Origin of the sequence: Rhodococcus sp. 14-2483-1-2 (genome assembly GCF_002259405.1) — a bacterium.
GTDB lineage: Bacteria > Actinomycetota > Actinomycetes > Mycobacteriales > Mycobacteriaceae > Rhodococcoides.
Map to the genome: position 1 here is coordinate 342803 of NZ_NPFW01000021.1, position 13696 is coordinate 356498.

Here is a 13696-nt window from a genome sequence, read left to right on the forward strand (position 1 = left end):
CCCGTCTGTCTCTAATCACTGCCGACGGTGACGAACCCCTGCTGAACCATCCAGTCCCGTGCGACGTCCGCAGGCTCGCGCCCGTCGATGTCGACCTGCTTGTTCAGCTCGGAAATGGCCTCGTTGGTCAACGCAGCCGAGATCGGCGCGGTCACCTCGGCGATCTCGGGGTACTGATCGGCAACCTCCTGGCGGATGATGACCGTGGCGTTGTAGCGCGGGAAGAACGACTTGTCGTCTTCGACGACGGTCAGATTCAGGCCCTTGATTCTTCCGTCGGTGGTGAACACCTCACCGAACCTGCACTGCGCGCCCTCGGCCGTGGCCTGATAGATGACGCCGGTCTGCAGAATCTGCACCGGCAACGTGCTCGCGTCGAACCCGTACGTGGCGGCGAGCCCGGGCAATCCGTCCTGGCGACTGTTGAATTCGGTCTCCACACACAGTGCGCCTGCGGCGGGGTCGCGGTTCACAAGAGCGGCGTAGTCGGACAGGGTGCGCACCCCGGTCTCCTGTGCAACCTGCTGATTCATGGCCAACGCATACGTGTTGTCCATCGGTGCCGGGTTGACCCAGTCGATGCCGTTGGCCTTGTCCGCGTCGCGCACGGCCTCGAACTGCTCGGTGGCGTCGGGAATGGGGGTTTCGTTGCCCAGGAAGTTGATCCAGCCGGTGCCGGTGTACTCGTAGGCAACGTCCACCTGGCCGCTCTGCATGGCCAGCCGCACGCTCTGCGAGCCGGCGATGTTGGTCAGGTCACGAACGTCGGCACCGGCCGCGCTCAACGCGAATTCGAGGATGTAGCCGAGGATGATCTGCTCGGTGAAGTCCTTGGAACCGACGGTGAACTGGGCACCTTCGAGGCCGGGGAGCGGGGTGATGCTTCCCGGTTCGACCGACAACGGCATGGCACCGCCGGATTGCAGTCCGCATCCCGAGAGCGCCAGTGTTGCCGCAGCGCACAGGGCCGCGAGTCGTCGAGTGGTGCGCCGCATCAGCGGAGTCCTTTCGGTCCGAGGAATGCCTCGGCAAGTGCGCCCAGCCAATCGACCAGAAGTGCGAGAGCGACGGCAAGAACCGCTCCCACCACCAGGATGATCGGTTGGTTGAGCTTGTAGCCGGTATCGATCAACACGCCCAGACCGCCCGCTCCGACGAGGAAGCTCAGCGTCGCGGTGCCCACGGCCAACACGAGTGAGGTACGCAGACCGGCGAGAATGAACGGAACCGCGAGGGGAAACTCGATGCGCCGCAGGATGCCCATGTTCGACATGCCCTGTCCGCGTGCGGCATCGATGTAGTTGGGATCGACTGTCTGGAAGCCCAACATGGTGTTCCGCAGCACCGGAAGCAGCGAGTAGAACGCGATGGGCAGAACGCCCGCAGTGAATCCGGTCCATCCGGTGGCCAGGAACAACAGAACGAGCAATCCGACTGCCGGCGCTGCCTGACCGATGTTGGCGATACCGATGAACAGCGGTGCCAGTTTTCGATACCCGGGCCGCGTCAGCAGAATCCCGAGCGGTACCGAGATGGCGAGTACGAGTGCCGTCACGACGAACGTGATCGCCACGTGCTCGCGGACGGCGGTGGTGATGCTGCCGGCGTTCAGGGTGCCCGACTGGGTGGCGGTGAGGTCCCGGCTGAACGTGTAGACCAGCAGCGCCGCCACGATGACGAGAACGACGACCGGCTGGATGAGAAGCCGTAGTCGCTCGGCGCGCTTGGCGGCTCGCGCGGTGTCTTTCGTGTCGTCTCCGGTATCGGCGAGTGTGGTCACGACGGCGTCCCGACGTCGCTGCGCGCCTCGTCGTGATCGTTCGCGTGCTGAGACCGCAGGGATTTGATGGTGTCGATCAGTACGTCGATCGTCACGGTGCCGACGTACTCGCCGCGGTTGCCGGTCACTGTGGCCGTCGCGTTGCCCTCGGACAGCAGCGCTTCCAGTGCGTCCTGCAGGGTGGATTGCGTCGAGACCATCTCACCCATCGGCACACCGACGTCGCGCAGGCTCCCCACTCCGACGAGGTGGCGTCGATCGGTCCAGCGGAGCGGGCGCTTCCGTGCGTCGAGGATGATTCCCCACGCCTCGGGATCGGAGCCCAGAGCGGTGTTCATCGTCTCCACCGAATCGTCCTCGCCGAAAACCGGCACGTCGGACAGTTCGATGTCGCGTACCCGCATCAAGGTCAACTGCTTCAATGCCGCTCCGGCACCGACGAAACCGGCGACGGTGTCGTCTGCGGGGTTGGCGAGAACGGCCTCCGGAGTGTCGTACTGGAGGATGGTCGACTGGTTGCCCAGAACGGCGATCCGGTCGCCGAGTTTCACGGCCTCGTCGAAGTCGTGGGTCACGAACACGATGGTCTTGCCCAGTTCCGCCTGCAGCCGCATCAACTCGTCCTGCAGCAGTCCTCGGGTGATCGGATCGACCGCGCCGAAGGGCTCGTCCATCAGCAACACCGGGGGATCGGCGGCGAGAGCGCGGGCGACGCCGACACGCTGCTGCTGGCCACCCGAGAGCTGACGCGGATAGCGCTGCCGGTACACCCCCGGATCGAGCCCGACGAGATCGAGCATCTCGTCGGTGCGATCGTCGATGCGCTTCTTGTTCCACCCGATGAGCCCGGGCACCATGCCGACGTTCTGCGCGATCGTCATGTGCGGGAACAGACCCGCCTGCTGAATGGAGTAGCCGATGGTGCGACGCAACTCGTTGGGGTCGATCGAGAGCGCATCCTTGCCGCCGATGGTGATGCGGCCCGACGTCGGCTCGATCAGCCGGTTGATCATGCGCATCGTCGTCGTCTTGCCGCAGCCCGAGGGCCCGACCAGAACGACGACCTCGCCGGCGGGAATCGTCATGGACACGTTGTCCACCGCCGCGAGCTTCTGGCCCGGGTAGCTCTTGGTCACGTTCTCGAGCACGATTTCCGCGCCGGAGACGTTCGATGTACGGGTCGAGTCACTCACGGATACCCCTCGAGGTGGTCAGTTTGCCGATCAACACGTAGATCCCGTCCAGGATCAACGCCAGCAGGACGATCAGGACAGTGCCGGTGAGGGCCTGCGGTAGGGCCGTTGGGCTGCCTACGCGTGCGAGCCCGGAAAACAACAGGTTGCCCAGGCCAGGGCCCTTCGCATACGCAGCGATGGCCAGGATGCCCATGGCCATCTGCGTGCTGATCCTCATCCCGGTGAGAATCGACGGCCAGGCGAGAGGGATTTCGATGCGTCGCAGCACCAGCGTGCGACTCATGCCGATACCGCGGGCGGCGTCGGCGACGGCCGGATCGACTGCCGCCAGCCCGACCACGGTGTTGCGGATGATGGGCAGCAGGGAATAGAGGACCAACGCGGTCACCGTGGGCCGCACGCCCAATCCCATGATGGGGATGAGAACACCCAGCAGCGCGAACGAGGGGATCGTCAGGATCGTGCTCGCGAGCGCCGTCGCGATCGCCGACCCAGCGGGGCTGCGGTAGACGAGAACTCCGATTGCGACCCCGATGACGGTGGCGATGACGACGCACTGCACGACCGCCGAGACGTGCAGATAGGAGTCGATCGCCAGTTGCCTTCGCCGTCCGACGATGAATTCCCACAGTGCATCCATGCAGTTGTCGTCCTCTGTTCGCCGGTAGCGGATAAATACCTTTACCCCGCGTACCGACTATCAAACTCCGACCGGTACGAATTCTTTTGTCGCTTGCCCGAAACGACGCCGAACGGAAACAATCGAGAACGCGACAACGCCCGGCCGAAAAGATTCGGCCGGGCGTTGTCGGTGAGAAATCAGACGATCACACGTCGTAGTACAGCGAGAACTCGTACGGGTGCGGACGCAGGTTCACCGGAGCGATTTCCTGTTCGCGCTTGAGCGAGATCCAGGTCTCGATCAGGTCGGTGGTGAACACGCCACCCTCGGTGAGGTAGTCGTGATCGGCCTCGAGCCGGTCGATCACGGCATTCAGCGAGGTAGGTGCCTGAGGAATGTTCTTGGCTTCCTCGGGCGGCAACTCGTAGAGGTCCTTGTCGACCGGAGCCATCGGTTCGATCTTGTTCTTGATTCCGTCCAGACCTGCCATCATCTGAGCGGCGAAGTTCAGGTAGGGGTTACCCGAGGAGTCCGGCGCACGGAACTCGAGGCGCTTGGCCTTGGGGTTGTTGCCGGTGATCGGGATACGAACCGCGGCGGAGCGGTTGCGCTGGCTGTAGACCAAGTTGATGGGGGCCTCGTAGCCCGGCACCAAGCGGTGGTACGAGTTGATCGTCGGGTTGGTGAACGCCAACAGCGACGGCGCGTGGTGCAGGATGCCGCCGATGTAGTGGCGTGCGAGATCCGACAGTCCGGCGTATCCGGCCTCGTCGTGGAAGAGAGGCTTGCCGTCCTTCCACAGCGACTGGTGGACGTGCATACCCGAGCCGTTGTCGCCGAAGAGCGGCTTCGGCATGAATGTTGCCGACTTGCCGTTCTGCCACGCGGTGTTCTTGACGATGTACTTGAACAGCTGCAGGTCGTCCGCTGCGCGAAGCAGCGTGTTGAACTTGTAGTTGATCTCCTGCTGGCCGCCGGTGCCGACCTCGTGGTGCGCACGCTCGAGCTCGAAGCCCGCGTTCTGCAGGTTGGTCGAGATCTGGTCGCGCAGGTCGACGTAGTGGTCGTACGGAGCGACGGGGAAGTAGCCACCCTTGAAGCGCACCTTGTAGCCGAGGTTCGGGCTGCCGTCGGCCTCGGTCTCGGCTCCGGTGTTCCACCAACCCGAGGACGAATCGACCTCGTAGAACGCGCCGTTCGCCTGCGAATCGAAGCGCACGGAATCGAAGATGTAGAACTCGGCCTCGGCACCGAAGTACGCGGTGTCGGCGATGCCGGTGCTGGCCAAGTACTCCTCGGCCTTACGTGCGACGTTGCGCGGGTCGCGGCTGTAGGCCTCACGCGTGAACGGATCGTGAACGAAGAAGTCGATGTTCAGCGTCTTGGCATTGCGGAAGGGATCGACCTGAGCGGTGGCGTAGTCCGGAAGCAGGATCATGTCGGACTCGTGAATGGACTGGAAGCCGCGGACGGACGAGCCGTCGAACGCAAGGCCGTCTTCCAGTGTGTCCGCCGTGAACGCCTTGGCGGCGATCGAGAAGTGCTGCTGTGCACCCGGCAGATCCGTGAACCGGATGTCGACGTATTCGATTCCTTCATCCGCGATGAACTTGATGACCTCTTGGGCCGTGGAAAACGCCACGCTTTTGCTCCTTTGTTGAGTCCGTCGACCTGACGGTATGGACTTGGTGTTGCCCGCCCGTCAAGCTCGTGTTTCGCCCGTGTTACGCGTCCTGGTTCACGAGTGGCACGAACAACAGTACGTCCGCGTGTTTTCCCGTGTGCCCGTCCGCGCCTATCCTGGAAATCATGGCACGAATGACAGGGTCCTGGTTGTCCGGACCGGCGGCCGCGAACCCGCGTGAACCCCAGAACTTCCGCGGGGAGGAGTTGGGCCTTCCGAAGCAGGGCGTCGGCGCGCTGGCCGGCACGGGACGTCGAATCCTCGCGCTGGTGCTGGATTGGACGATGGCCACCGGCGTGGCGTCGCTGATTCTCGGTGGTTACACCACGAGCGGACTGATCTCGACGATCGTGCTCGCCGTGTGGTTCGGCGTCGGACTGGTGAGCGTCTCGCTGTTCTCGTTCACCCCTGGCCAGTTCATCGTCGGTATTCAGGTGGCACGCATCGACGCGCAGGCGCGGGTCGGCTTCGTGCGCGCGCTGGTGCGCCAGTTGATTCTGCTGTTCGTCGTCCCGGCCGTCGTCACGGACATGGACGGCCGAGGCATGCACGACCGCGCAACGGGAACAGCCCTGCTGCGGGCCCGCTGAGGGGTCGTCGCACCAGGGCTGTCCGAGTGATCGTGAGAGGCTAGCGGCGCTTCATGGTGCGCTGAACGCCCTTCATCTTGGCTCCGCCGGGAATGGGTCCCTTCGGCATCGCCGGGCCCCCCTTGGTGCCCAATGCGGAGAGCCGCGACTCGATGGTGTCCATGCGCTTGCCGTCGATGTTCTTCGGCAACTTGGACAGATACTTCTGCAGACCCGAGAGCGGAATCTGGTTCTCTTCGTTGCCGACGATGATGTCGTAGATCGGAGTGTCGCCCACCAGGCGGGCGGTCTTCTTCTTCTCCTGAGCCAACAGTGACTTCACGCGATGCGGTGCACCCTCGGCCACGAGAATGACACCGGGCTTGCCGATGACGCGATGCACCGCGTCCAGATGGGTGGTTCCGGCGATTGCGTTGGTCACCCGCCACGATCCCTGCAGATTGTCCAGGGCCCACGCGGCCGCGCCGGCCTGACCGTCGGCCTTCTTGTACACCGACTTCTGCACGCGGCGTCCGAAGATTATGAACGCGACCAGGACGCCCAGGAGCAGTCCGATGGGGAGCAGGAACCACTGGAAATCGAAGGCCAGGCCGATGAGGAATCCGAGGAGCCCCAGCCCGACCACCGCGCCGATCATCAGCGGAAGGAGAACCTTGTCGTCCTTGCGCTGCATCTGAAACGCCTGCCAGAGCTGCTTGCGCCGTTCCCTCGATGCCTGCTTGCGCGCTGCCTTGGCAGCCGCTTTTGCTTCCTTGCTGGGCTTTGCTGCTTTGCCAGCCTTACTGCCGTTCGCCATACCTCACAGGATACGTCCTGTGCCGGCGCTCACTCGCACCGCGCCGGGTTGAGGCGAGGATCAGCGAGCAGCCAGTCGTGCCATCAGCGAACTGGCCTCCTGTGACGCTTCGCCACCGTCGGTCAGGTGGCTCATGCTCTCGGGAAGCTGGCGGCCGTGATGTGCCATGGCCTGTGCGTAGAGGCGTCCGGCTCGGTAGGAGGAGCGGACCAACGGCCCGGCCAACACACCGGCAAAGCCGATTTCGGTCGCGTAATCGGAGTGCTCGACGAACTCCTCCGGCTTGACCCAACGCTCGACCGGATGGTGGCGCGGCGACGGGCGCAGGTACTGGGTGATGGTCAGGATGTCGCATCCGGCCTCGTGCAGGTCGCGAATGGCTTCCTGCACCTCTTCCGGGGTCTCACCCATGCCGAGGATCAGGTTGGACTTGGTGACCAGACCGTCGTCGCGGGCTGCGGTGATGACGTCCATCGACCGCTGGTACCGGAAGGCGGGACGGATGCGCTTGAAGATGCGCGGCACCGTCTCGACGTTGTGAGCCAACACCTCGGGCCGTGACGAGAAGACCTCGGCCAACTGATCGGGCTTGGCATTGAAGTCCGGGATGAGCAGCTCGACGCCGGTGTTCGGATTCAGCTTCTTGATGTACCGAACCGTCTCGGCGTACAACCACGCGCCGCCGTCCTCCAGATCGTCCCGAGCGACTCCGGTGATCGTGGAGTAGCGCAGACCCATGGCCTGCACGCTCTCGGCCACCCGGCGCGGCTCGTCTCGATCGAGATCCTCCGGCTTGCCGGTGTCGATCTGACAGAAATCGCAACGGCGGGTGCACTGCTCACCGCCGATGAGGAAGGTCGCTTCGCGATCTTCCCAGCATTCGTAGATATTGGGGCAGCCGGCTTCCTCGCACACCGTGTGCAGACCCTCACGCTTCACAAGACCCTTGAGCTCGGTGTATTCCGGGCCCATCTTGGCTTTGGTCTTGATCCAGTTGGGTTTGCGTTCGATGGGGGTCTCCGCGTTTCGGATCTCGAGGCGGAGCAGCTTGCGTCCTTCTGGGGCCACAGTCACAGCTTCGATGCTACGCGCCGAAGCGAACCGTCGTGAACTGCGGGTTGATCGACGCCTCCGTGAGCGCCGGATGCTCGATCTCGTGATCCTGCACGGGCATCGACCCGTCGAGCGCGGCCAGAACGGCCTCGGTCACAGCTGCGGTGACCTCGGCGACGGTGACGTCTCGGCCCAGCTCCAGCGACAGCGACGTCACACCCGCATCGGCGATGCCGCACGGCACGATCGCATCGAAACCGGTCATGGCCGCGTTGCAGTTCAGTGAGAAACCGTGCAGCGTCACTCCGCGCTGAACACGGACCCCGATCGCCGCGATCTTGCGTTCGGGCAGCCACACGCCGTCTCTCGGCTGCGCGGCGAGCCACACCCCGGACCTACCGTCGACGCGCCCGCAGCCGATACCGTAGGCGGACACGACGGAGATCAGAGCTTCTTCGATACGGCGTACGTATCTGACGACGTCGATGGGCTGCGCGAGCTTGACGATGGGGTACCCGACCAACTGGCCGGGACCGTGCCAGGTGATCTTGCCGCCTCGATCGACCTCGACAACGGGGGTACCGTCCCGCGGCATGTCCTCCTCGGAGGTACGCCTGCCCGCCGTGTAGACGGACGGATGCTCGAGCAGCAGCATCGTGTCGGAGCCGGTACCGTCCGCCCGGGCACCGGCCAGCTCGCGCTGCAGTGCCCACGCCTCTGTGTACTCGACGGTGCCCAACTCCCGCACCACGACCGGCTCCGAGCTCGCGCGTGCCGACACGGCGACCGACGAAGAGTTCGCATCACTCATGAATCGGAACGGTACGCCGCGTCAGCCACCCACAGCCACCCGCAGTGCCTCTCCCACGGTGTTGTGCTCGAACGTGTAGCCCGCGTCCTCCAGGGCTTTCGGAATGGCGCGTGGGCCGGTGAGAATGGCTTCCTCGGCGAACTCGCCGATGACGGCCTTCAGCGCGAAGCCGGGGACGACCCAGGGTGCCGGACGGTGCACCGCGCGCGACATCGCGCTGTTGAACTGTGCGTTGGTCACCGGAGTTGGACCGACCATGTTGACCGGTCCACGCAGGGAGTCGTTCTCGATACCGTGGACGATGGCACCGATCTCGTCTTCCAAGGAAATCCACGGGAAGTACTGGCGTCCACTGCCGAGCCGCCCGCCGAGGGCGAACAGATACAGCGGGCGAAGCTTGCCCAACATTCCGCCGCGCTGCGACAGCACGACACCGCTGCGCAGCATGATCGTGCGGACACCGGCTTCCGACGCCGCTGTCGTGGCATTCTCCCAATCGCGACAGACCTCGGCCAGAAATCCGTCACCGACGGGAGCCGTCTCGTCGACCACTCGATCGCCCGTGTCGCCGTAGAAGTTGACGCCGCTGGCATTGATCAGGGTGGGTACACCCGCGTCGGCGGCAGCCCCGGCGAGAACCTCGGTGGGAGCGATGCGACTGTCTCGCACCAGCTGCTTGTACGCACCGGACCACCTCTTGTCGCCGATTCCGACACCACAGAGGTTGACGATCGCGTCGGCACCATCGAGCGCGGCCGCGTCGATGCTCCCGCGCGACGGATCCCACTGCGACTCGTCCGGCCCCGCCGGCGATCTCCGAACCAGGCGGGTGACGTCGTGGCTACGACCCCGCAGCGCTGCGACCAGGGCAGTGCCGATCAAACCCGATGAACCTGCAATGACTACGCGCATGTGAACGAAAGCCTCCTTGACGCAAACGGGGCACCATTCGCGAACGAATGATGCCCCGGATGCACGGTTCGTGCCCCTCTTGTCGAGACTCCGATGCGAATGTTTCGCGCTCTCACGAGAATACGTGAGAGGCGCGATTCGCCGGTTGCCTACAGGCCGAGATCGGCCTCGAACGACGCCACTTCGAGACGCTGCTTGATCGTCGTCAGGAAGCGTCCGGCGTCGGCTCCGTCCACCAGACGGTGGTCGTAGGTGAGCGGCAGGTAGCACATCGAGCGAACACCGATCGACTCGTTGCCCGAGTCGTCCTTGACGACGACCGGACGCTTGACGATCGCACCCGTGCCCAGCATGGCCGCCTGTGGCGGAACCAGGATCGGGGTGTCGAACAGCGCGCCCTGGCTGCCGATGTTGGTGATGGTGAACGTGCCACCGGACAGCTCGTCGGGCTTCAGTCCGCCCGAGCGTGCACGGGAGGCGATGTCGTTGATCGCCCGAGCCAGTCCGGCGAGCGACAGGTCGCCCGCATTGTGGATGACGGGGGAGAGCAGACCCTGCTCGGTGTCCACGGCGATACCGAGGTGGACATCGGCGTGGTACGTGATCTCCTTGGCGTCCTCGTTGATGCTCGCGTTGACGTTGGGGTGCGCCTTGAGAGCCTCCACGACCGCCTTCGCGAAGAACGGCAGGTACGTCAGGTTGACGCCCTCGTTCTCGGCGAACTTCGCCTTCGCCTTGGTCCGCAGACCGGCGATCTTCGTCACGTCGACCTCGAAGGTCTGCGTGAGCTGTGCAGACGTCTGCAGCGACTCACGCGTCTTCTTCGCGGTGATCTGCCGAATCCGGTTGATCTTCTGCGTGGTTCCGCGAAGATGCGCGAGCTCCGGACGAACACCTGCGGTGGCCGGGGCAGCGGGCTTCGATGCGGCGGCGGGCGCAGCAGCGGCGGCCGGAGCGGCCGGAGCCTTCTTGGCCTCGGCTGCGGCGAGCACATCCTGCTTGCGGATGCGTCCACCGACACCGGTGCCCTTCACGGTCGACAGGTCGACGTCGTTGTCCGACGCCAGCTTGCGCACCAGGGGAGTGACGTACGGGCTGGAATCACCCGAGGGTGCCGACTCCTTGGCGGGAGCTGCCTTGGGAGCCTCCTGCTTGGGCTCGGCCTTCGGCTCGGCCTTCGGAGCTTCCTGCTTGGGAGCCTCTTCCTTCTTGGGCTCTTCCTTCTTCGGCTCTTCGGCCTTCGGAGCCTCGGGCTCCGGGGTGGCCTCGGGCTCGGGGGCCTTCTCGGCCGGCGATCCCGATCCGATGACGGCGAGCTGGCCACCGACGGCGACCGTGTCGTCTTCCTCGGCGGAGATCTCGAGCAGAGTTCCGGCGACCGGAGACGGGATCTCGGTGTCGACCTTGTCGGTGGACACCTCGAGCAGCGGCTCGTCGACAGCAACCTCGTCACCGACAGCCTTGAGCCACCGAGTCACGGTGCCCTCGGTGACGGACTCGCCCAACTCGGGCATCGTCACCGGCGTGCCGGATCCGGACGAGTCGGACGATGCACTCGCTGCGGGTGCCTCCTCCTCGGCCTGCGGCTCGGGCTCGGCTGCGGGAGTGGGCTCCTCGGCAGCTTCCTCGGGTGCAGATTCCTCGGCGGGCGCTGCGTCCTCGGCCGGTGCATCGGACGAGGGAGCCTCGCCTGCGTCACCGATCTGGGCGAGCTCGCCACCGATCTCGACGGTGTCGTCTTCCTGAGCGACGATCTTGGTCAGGACACCGGCTGCAGGCGACGGGATCTCGGTATCGACCTTGTCCGTGGAGACTTCGAGCAATGGCTCGTCGACTTCGACGGTGTCGCCTTCTTGTTTGAGCCACCTCGTGACAGTTCCCTCGGTGACGCTCTCACCAAGAGCTGGCATCTGGACGGAGAAGGCCATGTCTGTTGACTCCTCGACAGTTGTATGCGGGTGATGTGGTTCGACGACTTGTGGTCGCAGACCATTGTGCTGGCGGAACAGGGTTCATGGACGAGAGTTGCGTGATTCGGTTCGACGGAGGCACCGGTGCACACGGCACCGATCGAGCGTGTTCGGCTCGACACAGCGCCCACGTGGACACTCCCTCTCGGCAATTCACTCACTCACTTCACGAGCCTTGGTTCACTATCAAGAGAGCTGAACCCTCTAATGTCATCCTTCCATTGTTATCGCCTCGCCGTTCCCCTAGGGCGTGCAACACGCCTGGCAAACTGGCGGGTAACAACATTCCGGCACCAGAACCGGTGATCCATCGGCCGTACGAAAAGGATGTTCTCGTGGGATTGTTCGATCGACTCAAGCGCAGCGGCGGGGGCGCGAAACGGGCCCCGGGGGGGTCGGTTGCCCAGTACCTGGCCGATTGGACCGCGGCGCGAATCGGTGTCGAGGCCTACGTCGAGCCGAAGACGACGGTCACCCCGCTGACCGTCGTACTGGTCGCGAACGACGGCGAATGGACCCGTCGGCCGCTCGATGAAAAATATGCACGAAAGATCGGACCCGACCTGAAGATCCCGGTCTACGACGTCCGCAAGACCGGGTATCCCCAGCGCATGCGCGACCACGACGCTCGCCAGAAGATCATCAGGAAGCGCGAGCAGCAGCAGCGCGATCTCTGACCTCACCCGTGCGTGCGGACGACGATCCGCACGCACGGTCGAGCGCGATCAGCCGTTCTCGACGATGTCCTCGAGGACCGCGAACATCGTCCGCACGGGAACACCGGTGCCGCCCTTGCCGGTGTATCCGAAGGGGCCACCGGTGTTGTACGCCGGACCCGCGACGTCGATGTGAGCCCACTCGACGCCGTCGGCGACGAATTCCTTCAAGAACAGGGCGGCGGCCAGCATTCCACCGGCCCGGCCGTTGGTGACGTTCGCCAGATCGGCCACCTTGGAATCGAGTTCGCGTCGGATCTCCTTCGGCAACGGCATCGCCCATGCGTTTTCGCCGATGGCCTGAGAGATCTCGGCGACGCGGTCGCGGAAGTCCTCGGTACCCATGACCCCCGGAGTTCGATTGCCGAGTGCGACCACCTGAGCGCCGGTCAGTGTCGCGGTGTCGATGAGGTAATCCGGATCGTCCTCGCAGGCGCGCACGATCGCGTCGGCCAACACCAAGCGGCCTTCGGCGTCGGTGTTGATGACCTCGACGGTGATGCCGCCGTACTGGGTCAGGACATCGCCCGGACGCTGCGCAGTGCCCGACGGCATGTTCTCGGCCATCGGCACCGTCGCGATGACATCGAGTGGCAGACCGACCTTCGCGGCCAGGCTCACCGTCGCGATGACCGCAGCCGCGCCGCCCATGTCCGAGGTCATGTTCTCCATGCCCGCAGCGGGTTTGATGGAGATGCCGCCGGTGTCGAACGTGATTCCCTTGCCCACCAGGGCGACCTTCTTCGCGCCCCGCTTACCGCCCGAATGCGTCAGACGGACCAGTCGCGGCAGTCGAGAAGAACCCTTGCCGACGCCGTGAATGCCGCCGTAGCCGTCCTTCTCCAGTGTCTTGTCGTCGAGGATCTCGACCTTCAGGCCCGCAGCCGTACCCAGGGCCTTGGCCTGCGCCGCGAACTCCTCCGGGTAGAGGTGGCTCGGCGGGGTGTTGACGAAATCGCGCGCTACGGCGACGGATTCGGCGATGGCGAGCGATCGTGCCAGCTCGTTCTTGGCGTCCTTGGAGCGGGTGTCGGGAACGAGCAACTCGACGCGGGCGAGGGGAAGCGCGTCGGACTTCGGTGCCGACAAGGCCGACTTGAACTCGGTGAACTGATATGCGCCGAGAAAGAAGCCTTCAGCGGCCGCACCGAGGTCGAGTGCCGACAGCGTCGTTGCGGCCGTATCGACGCCTTTCAGCGCACGAGCTGCGGTTCCGGCCGACTGGCGGATGCGCTCGCTGTCGATGTCGGCTGCACTGCCGAGGCCGACCGCCAGCACGCTGTCCACGGACAGGCCGGGCGGTGCCGGAATGCGCACCAGCTCGTCGGCCTTGCCGGTGGCGCCGACGGACTCGAAAGAGTCCAGCAGCGCTGCGGCGACGGCGTCGTCGGAAATGTCGTCGGTGATGGCGAGTTCGAGTCCGTCGTCACTCGTACTCAGCGCGACGACGAGAACGTCGACTTTCTTACCGAGCTTGCCCGCGAGGACCAGGTCGGGTCCGAGAGTGCGGGAAGGCGTCGAGGGTGAAGGCACGTGGCTGCTCCTGTAGGGGTTGACGTGTACGTA

General features: G+C 64.7%; 13 protein-coding genes. 2 read left to right on the forward strand and 11 right to left on the reverse strand.

What is annotated here, in order from left to right:
* Window positions 1-11: 11 nt before the first annotated feature.
* The 5 genes from CH295_RS20095 to glnA form a co-directional block, all read right to left on the reverse strand.
* Entirely contained in the window at window positions 12-995 is a 984-nt protein-coding gene (locus CH295_RS20095) for a glycine betaine ABC transporter substrate-binding protein (protein WP_037192922.1), read from the reverse strand.
* Window positions 995-1780, reverse strand: coding sequence for an ABC transporter permease (locus CH295_RS20100; protein WP_037192920.1), 786 nt, complete (start codon window positions 1778-1780; stop codon window positions 995-997). The genes CH295_RS20095 and CH295_RS20100 overlap by 1 nt, the downstream gene beginning before the upstream one ends.
* The gene (locus CH295_RS20105) at window positions 1777-2973 is read right to left on the reverse strand and encodes an ABC transporter ATP-binding protein (protein ID WP_094741738.1); all 1197 of its coding nucleotides are present in this window, start codon (window positions 2971-2973) and stop codon (window positions 1777-1779) included. Before CH295_RS20105 ends, CH295_RS20100 begins: the two co-directional genes overlap by 4 nt.
* The gene (locus CH295_RS20110; protein ID WP_037192916.1) at window positions 2966-3616 is read right to left on the reverse strand and encodes an ABC transporter permease; all 651 of its coding nucleotides are present in this window, start codon (window positions 3614-3616) and stop codon (window positions 2966-2968) included. Before CH295_RS20110 ends, CH295_RS20105 begins: the two co-directional genes overlap by 8 nt.
* A 187-nt stretch (window positions 3617-3803) precedes the next feature.
* A complete protein-coding gene (glnA, locus tag CH295_RS20115) occupies window positions 3804-5240 on the reverse strand; it encodes a type I glutamate--ammonia ligase (RefSeq protein ID WP_032368128.1) in 1437 nt (478 codons plus the stop codon).
* A gap of 167 nt (window positions 5241-5407) precedes the next feature.
* Here glnA and CH295_RS20120 point away from each other — a divergent pair, with 167 nt between their 5' ends.
* On the forward strand, window positions 5408-5872 hold the full coding sequence (locus tag CH295_RS20120; protein ID WP_037192914.1) for an RDD family protein: 465 nt from the start codon (window positions 5408-5410) through the stop codon (window positions 5870-5872).
* A 40-nt stretch (window positions 5873-5912) separates the two neighbouring features.
* On the opposite strand, the gene CH295_RS20125 is transcribed toward CH295_RS20120, so the two are convergent.
* From CH295_RS20125 to sucB, 5 genes are all read right to left on the reverse strand, one after another.
* Window positions 5913-6668: a DUF4191 domain-containing protein gene (locus tag CH295_RS20125; protein WP_037192911.1), complete on the reverse strand. Its 756-nt coding sequence runs from the start codon at window positions 6666-6668 to the stop codon at window positions 5913-5915.
* 60 nt (window positions 6669-6728) lie between these two features.
* Window positions 6729-7742: a lipoyl synthase gene (lipA, locus tag CH295_RS20130; protein ID WP_170945989.1), complete on the reverse strand. Its 1014-nt coding sequence runs from the start codon at window positions 7740-7742 to the stop codon at window positions 6729-6731.
* Window positions 7743-7752: 10 nt separating this feature from the next.
* Window positions 7753-8532, reverse strand: coding sequence for a lipoyl(octanoyl) transferase LipB (lipB, locus tag CH295_RS20135; RefSeq protein ID WP_037192909.1), 780 nt, complete (start codon window positions 8530-8532; stop codon window positions 7753-7755).
* Window positions 8533-8553: 21 nt separating this feature from the next.
* On the reverse strand, window positions 8554-9444 hold the full coding sequence (locus CH295_RS20140; RefSeq protein ID WP_037192907.1) for a TIGR01777 family oxidoreductase: 891 nt from the start codon (window positions 9442-9444) through the stop codon (window positions 8554-8556).
* Window positions 9445-9593: 149 nt separating this feature from the next.
* A complete protein-coding gene (gene sucB / locus CH295_RS20145) occupies window positions 9594-11372 on the reverse strand; it encodes a 2-oxoglutarate dehydrogenase, E2 component, dihydrolipoamide succinyltransferase (RefSeq protein ID WP_094741739.1) in 1779 nt (592 codons plus the stop codon).
* A 377-nt stretch (window positions 11373-11749) separates the two neighbouring features.
* Between sucB and CH295_RS20150 the strand changes: the two genes are divergently transcribed.
* On the forward strand, window positions 11750-12091 hold the full coding sequence (locus CH295_RS20150; protein ID WP_094741740.1) for an oxidoreductase: 342 nt from the start codon (window positions 11750-11752) through the stop codon (window positions 12089-12091).
* A 48-nt stretch (window positions 12092-12139) separates the two neighbouring features.
* Here the strand turns inward: CH295_RS20150 and CH295_RS20155 are convergent, their stop codons facing one another.
* Entirely contained in the window at window positions 12140-13663 is a 1524-nt protein-coding gene (locus CH295_RS20155; RefSeq protein ID WP_094741741.1) for a leucyl aminopeptidase, read from the reverse strand.
* Window positions 13664-13696 lie beyond the last annotated feature (33 nt).

Excerpts from the sequence above, each read along its gene's own strand:
- CH295_RS20110 (WP_037192916.1), bottom strand. The coding sequence starts at position 3,616 with ATGGATGCACTGTGGGAATTCATCGTCGGACGGCGAAGGCAACTGGCG.
- CH295_RS20140 (WP_037192907.1), bottom strand. The coding sequence starts at position 9,444 with ATGCGCGTAGTCATTGCAGGTTCATCGGGTTTGATCGGCACTGCCCTG.
- lipB (WP_037192909.1), bottom strand. The coding sequence starts at position 8,532 with ATGAGTGATGCGAACTCTTCGTCGGTCGCCGTGTCGGCACGCGCGAGC.
- CH295_RS20120 (WP_037192914.1), top strand. The coding sequence starts at position 5,408 with ATGGCACGAATGACAGGGTCCTGGTTGTCCGGACCGGCGGCCGCGAAC.
- CH295_RS20095 (WP_037192922.1), bottom strand. The coding sequence starts at position 995 with ATGCGGCGCACCACTCGACGACTCGCGGCCCTGTGCGCTGCGGCAACA.
- sucB (WP_094741739.1), bottom strand. The coding sequence starts at position 11,372 with ATGGCCTTCTCCGTCCAGATGCCAGCTCTTGGTGAGAGCGTCACCGAG.
- CH295_RS20125 (WP_037192911.1), bottom strand. The coding sequence starts at position 6,668 with ATGGCGAACGGCAGTAAGGCTGGCAAAGCAGCAAAGCCCAGCAAGGAA.